This window comes from Streptomyces sirii, from assembly GCF_045690365.1.
Taxonomy (GTDB): Bacteria; Actinomycetota; Actinomycetes; order Streptomycetales; family Streptomycetaceae; genus Streptomyces; species Streptomyces sirii.
In genome coordinates, this window is record NZ_CP147982.1 from 3,019,113 (window position 1) to 3,037,475 (window position 18,363).

Genomic DNA, 18,363 nt, shown 5'->3' on the forward strand with positions numbered 1-18,363 from the left:
TCATGCTGTCAAGTAATTGGGTATCCTGGTGCCCATGACAGTGCGCCCGGACCCCTTGACCGTCGAGGTCGTCGATCTCATCGGCACCGTCGTCGCCCGCTACTACGAGGAGTACGAGCACGCCGCGGCCGAGCACTCCCTCACCGGTGCGCAGGCCCGGGTGCTCGGCCTGCTCTGCGTCGAGCCGCTGCCCATGCGCAAGGTCGCCCAGCGCCTGAAGTGCGAGCCGTCGAACATCACCGGCATCGTGGACCGCCTGGAGTCCCGCGGCCTGGTCGAGCGCCGCCCCGACCCGGCCGACCGCCGGGTCAAGCTCGCCGCCCCGACCGCCGAGGGCGCGCGCACGGCCGGGGCGCTGCGGGCCTCCCTCGGCTTCGCCCGCGAGCCCCTCGGCAAGCTGTCGGTCGCCGAGCGCACCCTGCTCAAGGAGCTGCTGCAGCGGATGCTGGGCGTCGCGCCGGAGTGAGACCGGTGCACCGCACCGGGCCCGTGCGGGAGCGCGGCGGGAAGTGGCCCACGATCGTCGCGGGCAGGTGGACCGGGCGGGCGGACCGGCGGCGTTCTAACCTCACCCCATGACCAACCCGAGCAGCACCCGCCACTCCGTCGACTTCTACTTCGACCCCATCTGCCCGTTCGCCTGGATCACCTCGCGCTGGATCCTGGAGGTCGAGCGGCACCGCGACCTGGATCTGCGGTTCCGGGTGATGAGCCTGTCCGTGCTCAACGAGGGCCGCGAGGACCTTCCCGAGAAGTACCGCGAGCTGCTGGACGCGGGCTGGGGCCCGGTGCGGGTGTGCATCGCGGCCGCCCAGGAGCACGGTGAGGAGGTGCTGCGCGATCTGTACACCGCGCTCGGCACCCGGATCCACAACGACGGCCGCCAGGACACCGCCACCGTCATCGAGGAGGCGCTGGCCGAGGTCGGGCTGCCGGCCGAGCTGGCCCGCGCCGCCGGCGGCGAGGCGTACGACGACGCGCTGCGCAAGAGCCACCACGAGGGCATGGACCCCGTCGGCGAGGACGTCGGCACGCCCACGCTCCACATCGACGGGGTCGCGTTCTTCGGCCCGGTGCTGATGGCGATCCCGCGCGGCGAGGACGCGGTGCGGATCTTCGACGGCGTCCGCCTCCTCGCCGGTTACGACAAGTTCTTCGAACTGAAGCGGACCCGCACCGGCGAGTTCGACTTCAGCTGACGGCCTCGGGGGCGGAGGACGCGGGGGCGGCGGCGGCCGAACCGGTCGCGTCCGCCGCTCCCGGCTCCTCGGCCACCGTGGTGCGCAGGCCGCGCAGCAGCACCAACGACAGCACCGCGGCGCACGCCATCACCCCCGCGGCGCACAGCACCGCCGTCTGGAGCCCGTCCGTGAAGGCCGTCCGGGCGGCGGCCAGCAGCGCCCGGCCCGCCCGGCCGGGCAGTTCACCGGCCACCGCGGCGGCGCCCGCCAGGGTCTCGCGTGCCGCGTCGGCCGCCCCGGCGGGGAGACCGGCGGGCAGCGCGTCGGCCATGCGGCCGTGGTAGACCGCGCCGCCGATGCTGCCCAGGATCGCCATGCCCAGCGCGCCGCCCAGTTCGGTGCCGGACTCCAGGACGGCCGAGGCGGAGCCCGCGCGCTCCGGCGGCGCGACGCCGATGGCCAGTTCGTTGCCGAGGGACATCACCATCACCAGGCCCGAGGCGTAGACGGACGAGGCGACCAGGACGTACCAGAGGGCGGAGCCGGGCTCCAGCCAGGACAGCCAGACGAAGCCGCCGGCCGCGACCGCGAAGCCCACGGCGATGACGTACGCCCGGTCCATCCGCTGGCCGAGCCCGGCGGCCAGCGGCGCCATCCCGCCCACCGCGAGCGTCGGCAGCAGGTTCCACAGCGCCGCCTGAAGCGGGCTCATCCCCCGTACGGTCTGCAGGTATTGGGTGAAGAACACCGCGCAGCCGACGACGGCGAACGTCGCCAGCAGGTTCATCAGCACCGACCCGCTGAACCCGCGGTGGCGGAACAGCTCCAGGTCGAGCATGGGGTGGCGGGCGGTGCGCTGGCGGTGGACGAAGGCCGCGCCGGCCAGCAGACCGGCCGCCAGGGCGATGACCGGCAGCGCCGAGAGGCCGTCGCGGGCGATCTCCTTGATGCCGTAGACGATCGGCAACATGGCGAGCAGGGACAGCAGCGAGCCGGGCAGGTCGAAGCGGCCGGCCGCCGGGTTCTTGTACTCCGGCAGCAGCAGCGGGCCGCAGACCAGCAGCAGCACCATCACCGGTGCGTTGATCAGGAAGACCGAGCCCCACCAGAAGTGCTCCAGCAGCACCCCGCTGAGCACCGGGCCGACCGCGATCCCGCCCATGATTGCCGTCGACCACAACGCGACCGCCTTGCCGCGCTGCTTGGCGTCGTGGAAGAGGTTGCGGATCAGCGCGAGCGTGGAGGGCATCAGGGTCGCGCCGCCGACGCCGAGCAACGCCCGTGCGGCGATGAGCGTTTCGGCGCTCTGCGCGTATGCGGCGACTCCGGAGGCGAGGCCGAAGAGCAGGGCGCCGGACAGCAGCAGCTTGCGGCGGCCGATGCGGTCGCCCAGCGCCCCCATGGTGATCAGCAGGCCGGCCAGGACGAATCCGTAGACGTCCAGGATCCACAGTTGCTGAACGCTGCTGGGCTCCAGCTCCGCGGTCAGGAAGGGCACCGCGAAATAGAGCACCGAGACGTCCATCGAGACCAGGAGGCAGGGCAGCAGGAGGACGCCCAGGGCGGTCCACTCACGGCGGCCGGCCAACGGCTTGGGTGTGTACGAAGTAAACGACATGGCTGACACGGTAAGCAGGTTGCGCTTACGGTGCAAACAACAGGAGCGATAAGGGGATTGGAGCTGCATCACACTAGTGCACTGACCTAGTGCAAGGCGCTGGTGGCGCCCCCGCTGCTACCCTCACAGCGAGCAAATTCCCCTGGTGCACTAGTACGGAGGTTGCCCCGTGGAGCAGTCGGCCCCGCCGCCCTACCGGCGGATCGTCGAGGAGATCCGGCGCCGCATCGACGCCGGCGAGCTGGCGGCGGGCGACCGGGTGCCGTCGACCCGGCGGATCACCCAGGAGTGGGGCGTGGCGATGGCGACCGCCACCAAGGTGCTGACGACGCTGCGCCAGGAGGGGCTCGTACGGGCCGTACCGGGCGTGGGCACGGTCGTGGCCGAACAGGAGCGGGCGCCCCGCGCCGAGACCGCGCGCGAGCGGCGGCCGCGCGAGACGGACGGCGGGCTCAGCCGCGAACGCGTCGTACGGGCCGCGATCAAGGTCGCCGACGCCGAGGGGCTGCGCGGGCTGTCGATGCGCCGGGTCGCCGCCGAGTTCGGGGTGTCCTCGATGGCGCTCTACCGCCATGTCGCCAACAAGGACGAGCTGGAACTGCTGATGGCGGAGGCCGCGTTCGCCGAGGTCGCGCCGCCCCGGCCCGCACCGGAGGGCTGGCGGGAGCGGATGGAGGCGGGTGCACGGCTGCAATGGGAGCTCTACCAGCGGCATCCGTGGCTGGCGCAGTATCTGTCGATCACCCGGCCGCGGCCGATGCCGCAGGCGATGGCGCTGATCGAGTGGACCATGGCGCGGGTCGAGGGGATGGATCCGCTGACCCTGATCCACATGGCCGTGACCCTGCTGAACTATGTGCGGTCCACCGCCGCCGGCTTCGAGGACGACCTGGAGGCCGAGCAGGAGACGGGGATGGACCAGAACCAGTGGATGGCCTCCATGGACCCGGTGTTCGCGGGCATCCTGGAGTCCGGCTCGTACCCCATGTACGCGGGCATCGACGGGGTCGGGGAGGACGCGGTGACCCTGGAGTCGCTCTTCGAGTTCGGGCTGGCGCGGCTCCTGGACGGCATGGAGGTGCTGGTCGGGCGCCGGGCGGCGGGGGGCGGCGGGGGCGGCTGAACAGGCCGCGCGCCACGGGAGGTTGCCCACCCCTACTTCAGGGAGACGCCGGTGATCCCGCCGGCCCCGTGCGGCCGGTCAGGTCAGCTCCCCGCGCAGCCGGCGGGCCCGTAACACCAGCTCCAGTTCGAAGCGGCGGTCCGGGTCGTCCATCTCCCCGCCCCATAACTCCCGTATCTGGCGCAGCCGGTAGCGCACGGTCTGCGGATGGACGCCGAGCCGCTCGGCGATCTCCGGGGCCCCGCCGCGGGTCTCCAGCCAGGCGAGCAGGGTCTGGGCGAGGCGCCGCCCGTGGGTGGGGCCGCAGCTCTCCAGGGGGGCGAGCCGGCGGCGGGTGAGGTCCTCGATCAGCTCCTCGGGCGGCAGCAGGACCAGCGCCTCGGTGTGCTCGGTGCACTGCAGCAGCTCGCCGGCGGGCAGCAGTCCGCGCTCCGTCAGATCGACCGCCGCCCCGGCCCAGCGCAGCGACTTCGCGGCGTCCAGCAGCGGGACGGCGGGCCCGATGGCGCCCGACCAGCCGGCCGCCGCGCGCGCCAGCAGCTCGCGCCGCCCCGGGGCGTCCGGCTCCGGCACCACCATCCGCGGCCGTTCGCACTCCATGTCCAGCAGGACGTCCGAGGCGACGGCGGGCGCCACCGCCTCGCGGGCCGGCCGCAGCAGGACCGCGACGGCGACCTGCTCGGGCAGCGGCCAGCCGATCCGCGCGGCCCGCTCGGCGAGCGCCGGCAGCAGCGCGGCGGCCCCCGCGGCGCCGGAGCCCTTGCCGCGCCGCCTCCTGCCGGCGCCGGTGAACAGCAGCTCCATCAGGCCGCGTTGCAGCCGCAGCCGCTCACCGGCCTGCCGGGCGGCGGCCTCGGCATAGCCGCGTACGGACTCGGCGACCAGTCCGTCGAGGTACTCGAACCCGGACTCGGCCAGCTCGTACATCGCCGGCGCCGGGATGGCGACCTGCTGGCCGATCTCGGCGAGCCGCCGCCAGGCCAGCCGTACGCCCAGCCGGTAGATGGCCTGTAGAGCGTCCAGGCTGCGGCCCTGGATGCCCTCGCCGCGGCCGAACTCCTGGAAGACCCTCGGGTGGACATGCGGGCGGTCCAGGCCGGCGGTCATATGGGCGACGAAGTGCTCCAGCGACTGCCGGATGCCGACCAGCGCCCTCGGCTCGCCGAACTCGTCGTGCACCAAGGGAAGTTGCGGGTACTCCCGGCGAATCTCGCGCAGGATGTCCTGGGCCAGGGAGGGCACCTCGTCCAGCGCCAGCGCGGCGAACCGCCGCACCTGGTAGGACGGGACCTCCCGCCAGGCGGAACGCACGGCGGTCACCACCCGGACCTCCTTCGCACGCCGCCCCCCTACTCGCCGGTCCGGCCGAAGGTCACCAGCGGCACGTTCGGCTGCTCGGGGGTGGCGCCCAGCGCCGCGACGATGCCGAGCGCGACGCCGACGGCCAGAGCGGCGGCGGCCAGAGCGGTCAGTACGGCAGCGAGCGTTCGGTGCATGGCGCGGCGGCCCTTCGTCGATGCCGGAGACCTCAGGTCTTCGTCGAGGCTGGTACGGCACATGCACGGCCCGGGGTGCGATGGATCGAGGCCGGCTCGGCGCCGCGTCCCACGGCGCGGCACCACTTCGGTCGTGGTGCCTGCCGAGTGTGGAAGGGCATTGACTCCCTGTCAAGAGTTCCCTTACGTTCCCGGCCCATGGCGCCCGGGGCCACCGGGAGCGAACACACCGGACCGGCCACGGCGCCCCGAACGTGCACCAGAGCGTGATCCCCCACCGCTTCCAGGAGTGCCCGTATGCCCGCATCCGGCAAGTCCGCCACCCCCTCCGCCGCCGCCCGCACCGCATCGCCGCCGTCCCTGGCCGTCCTCGGACTCGGCGTCTTCCTGCTGGTCCTGGCCCCCCTGCTGGCCTGGTACGTCGAACCCCGGGCCAAGGTCACCCCGGTCGACGTCGATGTCACCACCGTCTTCACCGGCACCGGCAGCTACTTCGACACCGCCGCGCTGCGCACCAGGGACCGACAGAAGATCACCATCACCCGGCACGTCCTGGGCGACGTCGCGGCGAGCGAGCGCAGCGGCCGGGCCGTGTGGGACGTCTCCACCACGGTGGACACCCCCCGGACGCTGCCTCTGAAGGACCCGCGCAAGGCCTTCCAGTGGACCACCGAGCGCTGGGTCACCGACCGGCACAGCAACGCCCCGGTGCACTGCTGCGCGGAGGCCCCGACCCGCTTCGACGGCGACGCGTACCTCAAGTTCCCCTTCGACGTGCAGAAGAAGAGCTACCGCTGGTGGGACAACACCCTGGGCGCGGCCGTCCCGCTCCGCTACGCCGGCACCCGGCACGTCCAGGGCTATGAGGGCTACCGCTTCACCGGGACGGTGGCGCCGACCAGAACCGGCAGCCGGCAGGTCCCCGGGCGGCTGGTGGGCCGGGGCGGGCAGGGCCAGATCCAGGCCGAGGAGTGGTACGCCAACTCCGGTATCGAGCTGGTCGTCGAGCAGCGCACCGGCCGGATCATCCATGCCGCGATCTCCCCGCTCAAGACCCTGCGGGCCCCCGGCTCCCGGCGCGACGCGGTGGTGCTGCTGCGCGGCCGGCAGCTGGAGTTCACACCGGCGACGCAGCGCGCGCAGGTGCGGCTGGCGAAGGCGGACAGCGACAAGCTGGCGCTGGTCGGCCGGACGCTGCCGGTGGGGACCGCGGTGGCGGGCGGGGTGCTGGCGGTGGCCGGGGCGGGCTGGGTGGCGCGCGGCCGACGGCCCGGCCGCGGAGCGAAGTGATGAACCGTCAGTCAGGTTCGGACCCGTTTTTGTCACCCCGGTGAGTAGCCGCGGCGCACCGGCCGGGCGAAAACTGTCCACCCCACGGCGCAGCACGGCCCCGCACGACTCAGTACGCAGTACGTCCCCCCACCGCCGGTACCGCACCCTGAGACGAGTTGGATCGCACATGCCCCCGTACGTACGCCCCTCGCCGCCCCCGGCACCCTCCGCACCGCCGGCCGGCGGTCCCCCCGCCGCCGGCCGGCCCCCGCTCCCCCGCCGCATCGTCTTCCTCGCCCGCCGCGACCTGGGCAACCCCGCCGCCGGCGGCTCCGAACTCCTGGTGGACCGGATCGCCGCGGGACTGACCGCACACGGCCACGAGGTGACCCTGCTGTGCGGCGGGCCCGCGGCCGCACGGGACTACCGGGTGGTGTCCGCGGGCGGCGACGCCGGCCACTTCCTGCGCGCACCACGCCAGTTGGCCCGCCGCGCGGGCTCCTGCGATCTGCTGGTCGAGGTCTGCAACGGCATGCCCTACCTCGCGCCGCTGTGGCACCGCGGCCCGACCCTGTGCCTGGTCAACCACGTCCACACGGATCTGTGGCGGCTGCGCTACCCGGCGCCGGCCGCCCGGCTCGGCCGCCGTCTGGAGCACTGGGCGCTGACCGCCACCCACCACCGCAACCTGATGGTCGCGGTCTCCGGATCGACCGCGTCCGCACTGCGCGGCCTCGGTGTGGACCCCGGCCGGATCCGGCTCGTCCACAACGGCGTGGAGGAGCCCGGCGCACTGGCCCCCAAGGCCCCCGAACCGCTCTTCCTGGCCATGGGGCGGCTCGTGGAGTACAAGCGGATCGATCTGCTGCTGCGGCTGTGGGAGCGAGTCCGGCCGGTGACCGGCGGCCGTCTGGTGATCGTCGGTGACGGGCCGGAGCGCGCACGGCTGACCGCGCAGGCCGGCCCCGGCGTCACCTTCACCGGCCACGTCTCCGAGCAGCGCAAGCACGAACTGCTCTGCTCCGCCTGGCTGTTGCTGCACCCCTCGCTCATCGAGGGCTGGGGCCTGGTGGTCATGGAGGCCGCCGCTCGCCGCACCCCCACCGTCGGCTTCGACATCCCCGGCCTGCGCGACTCCGTCGAGGACGGGGCCACCGGCCTGCTGGCCCGCGGCGAGAGCTCGTTCGCCGCGCACTGGTGCACCCTCGCGCTCAGCGCCCACCGCCGCCAGGCGCTGGGCGACGCCGCACGACAACGCGCCGAACGCTTCCGATGGAGCCATACCGTCCGCAGCTTCCGCGCGGTCGCCGCGGAAGCCGTCCTCGCCCCCAGGCGGTGAGGCCCCGGTGCGCGACCCCTCGCTGCGCAGGTCCTACGCCCTCTTCCGCGCCTTCCTCCAGGAGCAGAGCGCACCCGAGCACTGCTACCGGCTGCTCGCCCGCGACGCCGCCGACCAGGTCGAACGCCATGCGCCGCTCAAGGGCGCGGTGGTCGCCGACGTCGGCGGCGGCGCCGGCCACTTCACCGAGGAGTTCCGGCGCCGCGGCGCCCACGGCTACCTCTTCGAGCCCGACCCGGCGGAGCTGACCGCCCGCGGCCGCAGGCCCGAGGCGGCGGTGGTCGCCGACGGCTACCTGCTGCCGCTCGCCGACGGCGCCGCCGACATCTGCTTCTCCTCCAACGTCCTGGAGCACGTCGCCGACCCGCAGACCTTCCTCAGCGAGATGGTCCGGGTCACCCGCCCCGGCGGGCTGATCTACGTGGCCTTCACCAACTGGCTCTCCCCCTGGGGCGGCCACGAGACCGCACCCTGGCACTACCTGGGCGCCGAACGGGCCCGCGAGCGCTACCGGCGGCGCACCGGCCGGGACGCCAAGCACACCCTGGGCGTCAACCTCTTCGCCGTGCACGTCGGGCGCACCCTGCGGCAGGTGCGGGCCCGCGACGACGTCGCGATCGTCACCGCGCGCTCCCGCTACGCACCGTTCCTCGCCGAGGCCATCCCGCGCCTCCCGGGCGTCCGGGAGGTCGCCACCTGGAACCTCCTCCTCATCCTCCGGCGGTTGCCATGACCCAGCCCCTGCGGCCCACCCCGTCCCCGGGAACGCCCGATGCCGGCGGCAGGACCGACACCACGTGTGCCCCACCGCCGGGCGGGCCCCGCAGCAGACGCTGGTTACTGGCCTTCTGGGCGGCCGCCCTGGTGGGCTTTCTGACGCCCTCGCCGGGGAAGATGACGTTCGAGACCAAACTGGGCGTCACCACCGACCCCTGGAAGTTCCTCGGCGACCTCGGACAGCTGTGGCACGACCGGGCGGGCTTCGGCGGTATCGCCGACCAGTACTTCGGCTACGCCTTCCCCACGCTCCCCTACTACGGCCTGACCGACCTCGCCCACGTCCCGGTCTGGCTGGCGGAGCGGCTGTGGATGTCGCTGATCGTCACGGCCGCGTTCTGGGGCGCGCTGCGGCTGGCCGAACGGCTGCGCTTCGGCAGCCCGCTCACACGGCTGCCGGCGGCGGCCTGCTACGCCCTGTGGCCCACGTTCACCATCGTCATCGGCTCCACCTCCGCCGCCGCCCTCCCCGGCGCGCTGCTCCCCTGGGTGCTGCTGCCGCTGACCGACCCTCAGGTGAGCGCCCGTACCGCGGCGACCCGCTCGGCGCTGCTGATCCCCTTCATGGGCGGCGTCAACGCGGCCTCCACGCTGGCCGCGCTGCTGCCCGCCGGCCTGTACCTGCTCTCCCGTACGGGTCCGCGGCGCACCCGGCTGCTCGCCTGGTGGCTGCCCGGTGTCGTACTGGCCACCGCCTGGTGGGTGGTACCGCTGCTGCTGCTCGGCATCCACGGCGAGAACTTCATGCCGTTCATCGAGCAGGCCGACACCACCACCGGCACCATGTCCGCCACCGAACTGCTGCGCGGCGCCGGCAACTGGGTCGGCTACCTCAACTTCGGCGAGCCCTGGCTGCCGGCCGGCTGGACCATGACCGCCAACGCCTTCGCGGTGCTCGGCTCGGCGCTGGCCGCGGCGCTCGGCCTGGCCGGCCTGGCCCGCCGCGACCTGCCCGAACGGCGCTGGCTCCTGCTGACCGTACTGGCCGTGGCGCTGATCGCGCTGGCCGGATACGGCGGAGCGCTCGGCGGACCTCTGCACGAACTGTGGCAGGACTGGCTGAACGGCTGGCTGCGCCCGTTCCGCAACATCTACAAGTTCACCCCGGGCCTGGCCCTGGCCCTCACCCTCGGGCTGGCGCATCTGCTCGCCGTCGCCGCCGAGCGCCGCGGCACCCGCCGCATCCCGGCCCGACACCGCCTGCCCCAACTGACCGCGCTGCTGGTCCTGCCCGCGCTCGCGCTGCCCTTCCTGACCGGCACCGTCCTCCAGCCGGGCGCCTTCACCAAGCTGCCCGCCTACTGGGAGCAGACCGCCGGCTGGCTGCGGACCCACACCCCGCACAGCCGCGCCCTGGTCGTCCCCGCCACCGCGCACGGCATCTACACCTGGGGCTCCCCCATCGACGAACCCCTCGACGTGCTCGCCGACTCCCCCTGGGCGCAGCGCGACTTCGTCCCGTTCGGCACCCCGGGCGCCCGCCGGGCCCTGGACGCCGTCGAACAGGCGCTGCTGACCGGCGCCCGGGTTCCGGGCCTGCGCGACTACCTGGGCCGGGCCGGACTGCACGATGTGGTGGTACGCAACGACCTCGACCCCGACCAGATCGGCTACGTCCCCCCGCAGACCGTCAAGCGGACCCTGGAGGCGTCCGGTTACCGCAAGGCGGCCGCCTTCGGCCCGCTGACCACCGGGGGCAGGATCCCCGCCGAGGCCCCGTTGCAGATCCAGGGCCTCTATCCGCGCCAGCGCGCCGTCGAGATCTACCAGCCGGTGAACACCCCGGAGCCCGGCCGCGTCGCCGCCCGGCCCGTCGCGGACACCGCCCAGCTCAGCGGCGGCCCCGAAGCCCTCCTTCAGCTCTCCGCCGACCCCGCCCTGCGCAACCGGGCCACCGTGCTGACCGGCGAGAACCACCCCGGCCTCGGCACCCCGCCGCTCCAGCTGACCGCCGACGGCCTGCGCCGCGCCGACACCCGCTTCGGGCTGGTCAACAGCAACACCTCCTACACCTACACGCCCGACGAGCGAAACCATCCCGACAGCGTGCAGGACCCCGGCCGGCCGCCCCGGCAGATCCTGCCGACCACCGGGATCGACCACCAGACCACCGCCGAGCTCCGCGGCGCGTCCTCGGTCACCGCCTCCACCAGCGGCAACTGGCTCTTCCACCTGCCGCAGTACGACCCGGTCAACGCCTTCGACGGCAACCCGGACACCGCCTGGGCGGAGGGCAGCGCCGGCGACCCCGTCGGCCAGTGGGTCGAGATCGCCTTCACCCGACCGACCGCGGTCCCCGCCGCGCTGACCCTCACCCCGCTGCCCGGCGACGGGCTGCGCGCCGCCCCGACATCCGTACGGATCCAGACCGACCGCGGCGGCGCCGACTCCGTGCTGCGCCCCGACGGCACGCCCCAGCGGGTCAAGGCCCCGGCCGGGACGGCGAAGTGGCTGAAGGTGACGATCACGGGCTCGCAGACCCCGCGCGCCGGCCTCTCCGGCGCCGGATTCGCCGAGATCGCCATCCCCGGCGTGCAGGTCACCCGGCTGCTGCAACTCCCCACCGACGCCCAGGACTCCGACGCGCCCGCCGAAACCGTCTCGCTGCACCGCGGCAGCGACCCGGGCGGGCTGTCGCCGGTCTCCGCCGAGGTCGGGCTGCACCGCCAGTTCCGTACCGGCCAGCGCGCCGACTACGACATCTCCGGCAAGGCGCTGGCCGTCCCCGGCACCGAACTCGACCGGCTGCTGGACCGGGTCGCGCCGGAGCAGAAGGACCGGATCACCGCCACCGCCGACTCCACCAGCTTCGGCTTCGGGCAGTCGCTCAGCCCCCGCAACCTCGTCGACGGCGATCTGACCACCGCCTGGATCGCCGGCGACCGGCCGACGCTGCATCTGCGCTGGCCCGGCAGGAAGAAGATCGACCAGATCGTGCTGGCCGCGGCCGGCGGCATCTCCACCCGTCCGGAGCAGATCCTGATCAACTCGCCGGACGGCGCGGCCACCGCGGGCGTCGACGAGAACGGCCAGGCCCGCTTCGAGGCGATCACCACCGACCGACTCGACATCACCATCAGCAAGGTCAAGGAGCTGACGATCCACAACCCGGTCGCCGGCCAGGCCCTGCAACTCCCGGTCGGCCTCAGCGAGGTCTACCTGCCGGCGCTCGACGCCTACCGCACGCCGCGGCCCGCCGCCGGCACCCGCTTCACCGTCGGCTGCGGCCAGGGCCCGATGCTCGCCGTCGACGGCGTGCTGCACGCCACCAAGGCCGCCGGCTACGTCCGCGACCTGACCGAACGCCGCCCGATCGACGTGGAGTTGTGCGCCGGCCCGGCCAAGGACGGGCGGCTGGAGCTGCCGCCGGGCCGCCACCGGGTGGAGGCCGGCGACCAGGGGCCGCTGGCGCTGACGGATGTGACGCTGCGCAGGGGAGACACCGACGGCACGGAGCCGGCGACGGCCTCGGCCGGCCCGGCCCGCAAGGTCACCGCCGAGGACTGGTCGGGGGATCGCCGCACCGTCTCCGTCGGCTCCGGTCAGGCCGTCTACCTCCAGATCCACGAGAACGCCAACGACGGCTGGCAGGCCACCCTCCACGGGCGGCGGCTGACCCCGCTGCGGGTGGACGGCTGGCAGCAGGCCTTCCTCGTACCGGCCGGGGCGGGCGGCGCCATCGAGCTGTCCTACGGTCCGGCCACCGCCTACGACCTGGGGCTGATCGGCGGAGCGCTGGGCGTGGCGCTGCTCGTCCTGTCCGCCCTGATCCGCCGCACGCCCCGCACACCGCGTCCCGACATCCCGCCGCCGCCCGCCCCCTCATGGGTGCTGGGGGTCGTCGCCCTCACGGCGGTGATGGCCCTGGCCTCCGGGCCGTACGCGGTGATCGTGCCGCTGCTGGCGCTACTCGCCCGCTTCCGGCCGCAGTTGCTCGTCCCGCTCGCGCTGGCGGCGATGACGGCCGCCGGGGCCGTCGCGGCACTCGGCGCGGGCGAGCCCGTCGCCGCGGACCAGGGCGCCTTCAGCGGCCTCGCCCAGGGGTTGGCGCTGCTGGGGCTGGCGGCGGGGGTGGTGACCGTACCGACCGGGGTGGCGGAGCCCGATCCGGCTACGGAGCCGGGCGGGGCGGGGCCGGACGCGCCGTCGGACGCACCCCCTCCGCCGTTGCCGCGGCGACCGCGGGGTGGGGTGGGCACGGTGCGGTCCGTCAGCACCCGGGGCGCCGCGGACACGGCGAACGAGCCCGGTGGGCAGGCCGTCGGCCGCCCCATCGTGGCCCGGGGACGGACCCAGGGTGCCGGTCCTCTGTGGGCCGAGCGGCGCCGGCCGGGCCGACCGGCCGCACCGCGGACACCGGCGCCGCCCGCGCCACCGGGTGACGACGGGGCGGACAGCGAGCAGGGCGACGGGGAGGACACCGCACGATGACCGCACTACAGCCGGCCGCCGCGCCGCCACCCTCGTCGTCCTCGTCCTCCGCCTCGTCGTCCTCCCCGTCGGCCTCCTCGTCCGGGCCGCGCCCGGCCCGCCAACCCACCGTCGCCCGCGTCCCGTTCCCGCTCGTCGACGAGATCTCCCGGCACTGCCTGGAGGACGACGAGCCGGAGACCGTGCACATCGAGGTGCACCTCCCCGGCCGGATCGATCCCGCGCGGCTGCGCACCGCGTTCCGGCAGGCGCTCGCCCGGCACCCGCGCATCCTCATGCGCCAGGAGCCGGTCCGCTGGTGGCACCGCCGCTACATGTGGCAGCTCACCGCCGCCCCGGACGTGGACCCGGTCGCCGTCGCACCACCGGGACCCGACGCGCTCCGCCACGCCCGGGAGCGCGCGCTCTCCCACTGCCCGCCCCTGGACGCCTCGCCGCCCGTACGGCTGGAGATCGTCGGGCGACAGGGGGCCGGATCGGGGGACGGCACGGTGCTGCTGCTCACCATCAACCACACCGCCCTGGACGGCCCGGCCTGCCTCCGGGTACTGGCCACCGCCGCCGAGCTCTACGGCGACGCCGACAACTCCCCGGCACCGCCGCCCGTACGGGCCACCGGCCCCGGGACGGAGCATCCGGACGACGCGATCGATCCGGGGAGCGCCGGCCACCGCTTCTCCCGTCCGGTCCGGATCGCCGCCCACCACGGGGGCGACGGTGGTACGGGCAGGGGCAACAGCATGCTCATCACCGAGCTGCCGGTGCCGGCCCGTCCGCCCCGGGTGGACGGGCGGGCCCCGTACACCGTGAACGACCAACTCCTCGTCGCCACTTGCCTGATGGTGGCCCGCTGGAACCGGCTGCATACCGGCCGCACCGCTCCCGTCGTCGTCACCATGCCCGTCGACGACCGGCCGCGCGACGCCGGGATGCCCATCGGCAACGGCACCCGGCTGGTCTCGGTCGGTTTCGGCCCCGAGGAACGGCGGGACGCCGAGCTGCTGACCGCCGATCCCCCCGACCCGGAGGCGGTGGCCCGGCTGCTGCGACGTACGGCGGCGCGCACCCGCGCCCTCAAATCGGCGCCGCCCGGCCCCCAACTCGGGCTCTCCGGGGCGGTGCTGACCGCGCCCGTACTGCCCGTGGGACTGCGCGGCGCCGCCACCCGCGCACTGCGTGACGCCGCCGCGCCCTGGACCTCCACCACGCTCCTGTCCAACATCGGCCGTATCCCCTATCCGCTGGACTTCGGCGACGCCGGGCGCCCGACCGCGGTGTGGTTCTCCGCCCCGGCGCGGATGCCGCGCGGGCTCACCGTCACCACCGTCTCCGTCGGCGGCCGCATCCAGCTCGCGCTGCGCTGGTCGCACGCCCTGCTGGACGATCCGGCCGGCGCCCGGCTCGGCGCCCTCTTCCGCTCCTCGCTCGCCGCCACCGGCCGGCCCGAATCCGACGCGCCCCCGCCCCCTGGGCAACCGCCACCACCCCCCGCCGCCCCGACCGAAGGACGCGCCCGATGACCCGGCCCGCCGCCCCCCGCCCCAGGGGCGCCCTTGGCACCGGCCCGACCGCGCCGCCCACCGGGCTGCGGGACTTCTACGAGAACCCCGCCGTGCCGGTGGCGTCCGGCGCCGCCCGCAGCCGGCGGCAGGCGCGGCTGCTGGCCCGCGCCCTGGGCCCCGTACGCTCCGGCGCCCCACCGGCCACCGTCCTGGACCTCGGCTGCGGCGACGGCACCGCGGCCGCCACCGCCGCCGAGGTCCTCGCGGGCCACCGGCTCATCGGCGTCGACTGGTCCCAGGACGCACTGCGCCGCGCCCGGTCCCGCATCCCCTCCGTCGTACGCGGTGAACTGACCGACGGCGGCCTGCCGTTCGCGACCGGCTCCGCCGACGCCGTCCTCTTCAGCGAGGTCATCGAGCATCTCGTCGACCCCGATGCCGCCCTGGACGAGCTGCGCCGCGTGCTGCGCCCCGGCGGCCACCTGATGCTCTCCACCCCCAATCTCGCCGCCTGGTACAACCGCGGACTCCTGCTGGCCGGAGTCCAGCCCGTCTTCTCGGAGGTGAGCATGCGTCGCATCCACGGCCGGCCGGGCAGCCAGGTCGTCGGCCATCTGCGCCTCTACACCGCCCGTGCGCTGCGCGGCTTCCTGGCAGCCTCCGGCTTCGAGGCCGTACGCATCGCCGGCGCCCCGTACCACGATGTGCCGCGCCCGCTGCGCCCGCTCGACCGGGCCGCCTGCCATGTCCCGTCCCTGGCCTCCATCCTGCTCGCCCACGCCCGCCGAAGCGGCCCCTGACCGACCGCAGCGGCTCGACACCTCACTCAGACCCGCGGGGGCCCTCGACGAAGGAGGTAGCGCGATGCTGTGGTGGGGCGTGGCGTCCGCACTGCTCGCCAATGTCCTGTACAGCACCGGCTTCGTGCTGGAGAAACGCGCGCTGGCCACGCTGCCGGCGCTGAGCACCCGCCGACCCGCCCGGGTCGTCGGCCACCTCCTGTCCAGTCCGCTGTGGCTCGGCGGCTCGCTGGCGCTGGCCGCCGGGTTCGCCGCCCAGCTCGCCGTCTACCGGGCCCTGCCCCTCGCCGCCGCCCAGGGCATCTTCGTCTCGGGTCTGGTCCTGCTGCTGCTTCTCTCCTCGGTCGTCCTGGGCGAGCGGACCAGCGGCCGGGAGCGGCAGAGCATCGTGGCGATCCTGATCGCGCTCGTCCTGGTCGTCGCCTCCCTCCAGGGCGAGGACGCCCGCGCCATCGCCCGCACCGCCCCGCCCGCGACGCTGCTCACCATCGCCGTACCCTCGCTGGCCGCCGGGCTTCTGCTCTACCGCGCGGCCGAACGGCGGGCCCGACGCCGCCACCGGCTGCCGACCGCCGGCGTCCCCTACGGGGTGGCCGTCGGTCTGCTCTACGGCGTCAGCTCGCTGGCCATCAAGGGCGTCTCCGGCCTGCTCACCACCGACGACATCGCGGGGGCCGCCGCCAAGCTTCTCCGTTCGCCCTACCCCTACCTCCTGCTCTTCACCGGAGCCACCGGTCTGATCCTGTCCCAGACCGCACTGCAGCGCTGCCGCGCCTCCGTGATCGTCCCCGTCTGCACCACCGTCACCTGTGTCTTCACCGTCGCCTGCGGCACCGTGGCGTTCGGCGAGCCGCTACCCGCCGATCCCCTGCGGCTCGCCCTGCGACTGGGCGGCACCGCCGTCGCCGTCACCGTCCTGCTCGCACTACCGCGCCATGAGGCCACCGCCGGGCCCGTCCACGACACCCCCGCCGGACCCAGTGCTGACAACCCCGGCCCGCCGCCTCACGACCCCACCACCGCGCCCCGCCACGACACCCCCGCAGGACCTGGCCACGGCACCCTCACCACCCCACCCCGCCCACCGGCTAACGGAGTTGAGCCATGAAGCCCGATGACCCGCTGCTGCAGATCCTCGTCTGCCCCCTCGACAAGGGTCCGTTGTCCCTCCTCACCCCCGACGGCATCCTCTACAACCCCCGGCTGCGCCGCCGCTATCCGATCCTCGACGGCATTCCCCAGCTCCTGCCCTCCTCCGGTGAACAGGTCACCGACGCCGAGCACGACCGTCTGCTGCGCCGCCTCTCGGAGCAGGGGGCGCCGTCGTGACGCTCGCCGCGCGGCTGGGGCCCCGGCTACCGGCCCGGCTGGTGTCGGCACTGGCGGGCCGGCTCTATCCGCGCTTCGAGCCGGAGCTGCGGCGGCTGGCCGACTTCTGCCCACCGGGCGGCACGGCCGTCGATGTCGGTGGGTGGTACGGCCCCTGGACCCGGCGGCTGGCCCGGCGGGCCGACCGGGTCGTCACCATCGAGCCCGTCCCCCATCTGGCCCGCCTGATCGCTTCCGTCACACCGCCTCATGTCGACGTGGTCTCCGCGGCGGCCACCGACCACGCCGGCTGCGCCACCCTCTGGCTCCCCCCGGACGGCCGCGGCGACCGCGGGGTCTCCTCGCTCGTACGCCGCGAGGTGCACGCCGCCACCCTCGACGTGCCCTGCCTTCCCCTGGACGCGCTCGGGTTGGCGTCCGTCACCCTGATCAAGGTGGACGTGGACGGTGCGGAGCTGGCGGTGCTGCGCGGCGCGGCCGACATCGTCGAGCGCGACCGACCGGCGCTGTTCGTCGAGCTGGAGAGCCGCATCCAGCCGCTGGCGCCGGTGCTCGACTGGACGGCGGCCCACGGCTATCGCGGCTGGGTCCTGCCGCACGGCCGCTGGCTGCCACTGGCCGACTTCGATCTGCTGGCCCATCAGTCCCGCACCTCCCATGTCGCCGAACACGGCCTGCTGCGCCGCTCCCTCGCACCGCACCGCCGCTATGTGAACTCCGTGCTCTTCCTCCCCGACGGCGACCGCCCCGGACCCCCCGAAGCCACCGCCGTCCACGACCATGTCCATCATGAGCCGCACCACTGACAATGACCCGCCCACCGGCCCCGGCACCCCCTCCGACCTGCCAGGACCCGTCGCCTTCCAGCTCGTACTGCTGCGCCGGATGGCCGACCACCACCCCGGCATGGTCGAGGACGCACTGCGTGAACTGGACGTCTCCCGCGCCGAGATGCGGGAGGCCAACCGCCGCTGGCAGGCGCGGATGCACGCCCCACGGGCGGGCGGCGTCCAGCCCTACCGTGCACTGCTGGGCGCCCCGCAGACCGTCGCCACCCGCCGGATCGGCGACCTGACCTGCGAGGCCCTGACCTGGCCGGTCCCCCTCTGGCCCGACCTGCGGTTCGAGGTCCTCACCGCGGCCCGTGGCACGGTCTGGAACGCCTGGCTGGTCCGGGCGCCCGGGGCCCCGTCCCCCGAGTTGCGGACGACCGCGGACCTGGCTCCCTGGTCCTGCACCGTGGACGAGGTCGCCCGCGCCTTCGCCCCGGCCCGCCCGATGGAGGGCAGCGCCCCCACCCGCTGGCGGCTGGCCTGCACGGCTCCGGGTCCCGACGGCGCCCCGCGGCACATCGTCACGGAATTCACCTGGGGGCTCTACCAGCGCCGCGTCGACTGAGCCCCGGCCATCGGCGCGCCACCGCCCCGACTCCGCTCACCCGTTCGCCGTAGCCCGCCCCTCCCCGTCCCCCTACCGGACCCTCCCAGCAGGCGGC

Annotated in this window: 16 protein-coding genes; 13 read left to right on the forward strand and 3 right to left on the reverse strand. The window is 74.5% G+C overall.

The window, feature by feature from the left end; all coding sequences use genetic code 11:
* Window positions 1–34 precede the first annotated feature (34 nt).
* Both WAB15_RS13615 and WAB15_RS13620 read left to right on the forward strand, forming a co-directional pair.
* On the forward strand, window positions 35–466 hold the full coding sequence (locus WAB15_RS13615) for a MarR family winged helix-turn-helix transcriptional regulator (protein WP_399147902.1): 432 nt from the start codon (window positions 35–37) through the stop codon (window positions 464–466).
* Between the two features lie 109 nt (window positions 467–575).
* Window positions 576–1,199: a disulfide bond formation protein DsbA gene (locus tag WAB15_RS13620; protein WP_399147901.1), complete on the forward strand. Its 624-nt coding sequence runs from the start codon at window positions 576–578 to the stop codon at window positions 1,197–1,199.
* On the opposite strand, the gene WAB15_RS13625 is transcribed toward WAB15_RS13620, so the two are convergent.
* Window positions 1,192–2,799: an MFS transporter gene (locus WAB15_RS13625; RefSeq protein WP_399147900.1), complete on the reverse strand. Its 1,608-nt coding sequence runs from the start codon at window positions 2,797–2,799 to the stop codon at window positions 1,192–1,194. The two genes, WAB15_RS13620 and WAB15_RS13625, sit on opposite strands and share 8 nt — an antisense overlap.
* Window positions 2,800–2,968: 169 nt before the next feature.
* Here WAB15_RS13625 and WAB15_RS13630 point away from each other — a divergent pair, with 169 nt between their 5' ends.
* Complete coding sequence (locus tag WAB15_RS13630; RefSeq protein WP_399147899.1) at window positions 2,969–3,922, forward strand: TetR/AcrR family transcriptional regulator C-terminal domain-containing protein; 954 nt, start codon at window positions 2,969–2,971, stop codon at window positions 3,920–3,922.
* A gap of 78 nt (window positions 3,923–4,000) precedes the next feature.
* Here the strand turns inward: WAB15_RS13630 and WAB15_RS13635 are convergent, their stop codons facing one another.
* The gene (locus tag WAB15_RS13635) at window positions 4,001–5,245 is read right to left on the reverse strand and encodes a helix-turn-helix domain-containing protein (protein WP_399147898.1); all 1,245 of its coding nucleotides are present in this window, start codon (window positions 5,243–5,245) and stop codon (window positions 4,001–4,003) included.
* A gap of 26 nt (window positions 5,246–5,271) precedes the next feature.
* Window positions 5,272–5,418 carry a hypothetical protein gene (locus tag WAB15_RS13640; RefSeq protein ID WP_384427149.1) on the reverse strand — a complete coding sequence of 49 codons (147 nt, stop codon included), beginning with the start codon at window positions 5,416–5,418 and terminating at the stop codon, window positions 5,272–5,274.
* A gap of 297 nt (window positions 5,419–5,715) precedes the next feature.
* Here WAB15_RS13640 and WAB15_RS13645 point away from each other — a divergent pair, with 297 nt between their 5' ends.
* The 10 genes from WAB15_RS13645 to WAB15_RS13690 all read left to right on the forward strand — a co-directional run bounded on the left by WAB15_RS13645 (window position 5,716) and on the right by WAB15_RS13690 (window position 18,266).
* Complete coding sequence (locus tag WAB15_RS13645) at window positions 5,716–6,708, forward strand: DUF3068 domain-containing protein (RefSeq protein ID WP_407286381.1); 993 nt, start codon at window positions 5,716–5,718, stop codon at window positions 6,706–6,708.
* 169 nt (window positions 6,709–6,877) lie between these two features.
* Window positions 6,878–8,029: a glycosyltransferase family 4 protein gene (locus WAB15_RS13650; RefSeq protein WP_407286382.1), complete on the forward strand. Its 1,152-nt coding sequence runs from the start codon at window positions 6,878–6,880 to the stop codon at window positions 8,027–8,029.
* Between the two features lie 7 nt (window positions 8,030–8,036).
* The gene (locus tag WAB15_RS13655; protein ID WP_407286383.1) at window positions 8,037–8,762 is read left to right on the forward strand and encodes a class I SAM-dependent methyltransferase; all 726 of its coding nucleotides are present in this window, start codon (window positions 8,037–8,039) and stop codon (window positions 8,760–8,762) included.
* Window positions 8,759–13,237, forward strand: coding sequence for an alpha-(1->3)-arabinofuranosyltransferase family protein (locus WAB15_RS13660; RefSeq protein ID WP_407286384.1), 4,479 nt, complete (start codon window positions 8,759–8,761; stop codon window positions 13,235–13,237). The genes WAB15_RS13655 and WAB15_RS13660 overlap by 4 nt, the downstream gene beginning before the upstream one ends.
* Complete coding sequence (locus tag WAB15_RS13665) at window positions 13,234–14,757, forward strand: condensation protein (protein ID WP_407286385.1); 1,524 nt, start codon at window positions 13,234–13,236, stop codon at window positions 14,755–14,757. Before WAB15_RS13660 ends, WAB15_RS13665 begins: the two co-directional genes overlap by 4 nt.
* On the forward strand, window positions 14,754–15,539 hold the full coding sequence (locus WAB15_RS13670) for a class I SAM-dependent methyltransferase (protein ID WP_399147892.1): 786 nt from the start codon (window positions 14,754–14,756) through the stop codon (window positions 15,537–15,539). The genes WAB15_RS13665 and WAB15_RS13670 overlap by 4 nt, the downstream gene beginning before the upstream one ends.
* A gap of 64 nt (window positions 15,540–15,603) precedes the next feature.
* Entirely contained in the window at window positions 15,604–16,647 is a 1,044-nt protein-coding gene (locus WAB15_RS13675; protein WP_407286386.1) for a DMT family transporter, read from the forward strand.
* Window positions 16,644–16,868: a Trm112 family protein gene (locus WAB15_RS13680; protein WP_399147890.1), complete on the forward strand. Its 225-nt coding sequence runs from the start codon at window positions 16,644–16,646 to the stop codon at window positions 16,866–16,868. The genes WAB15_RS13675 and WAB15_RS13680 overlap by 4 nt, the downstream gene beginning before the upstream one ends.
* A complete protein-coding gene (locus tag WAB15_RS13685; protein WP_407286387.1) occupies window positions 16,865–17,674 on the forward strand; it encodes an FkbM family methyltransferase in 810 nt (269 codons plus the stop codon). The genes WAB15_RS13680 and WAB15_RS13685 overlap by 4 nt, the downstream gene beginning before the upstream one ends.
* On the forward strand, window positions 17,658–18,266 hold the full coding sequence (locus tag WAB15_RS13690) for a hypothetical protein (protein ID WP_407286388.1): 609 nt from the start codon (window positions 17,658–17,660) through the stop codon (window positions 18,264–18,266). Before WAB15_RS13685 ends, WAB15_RS13690 begins: the two co-directional genes overlap by 17 nt.
* The last annotated feature ends 97 nt before the right edge of the window (window positions 18,267–18,363 follow it).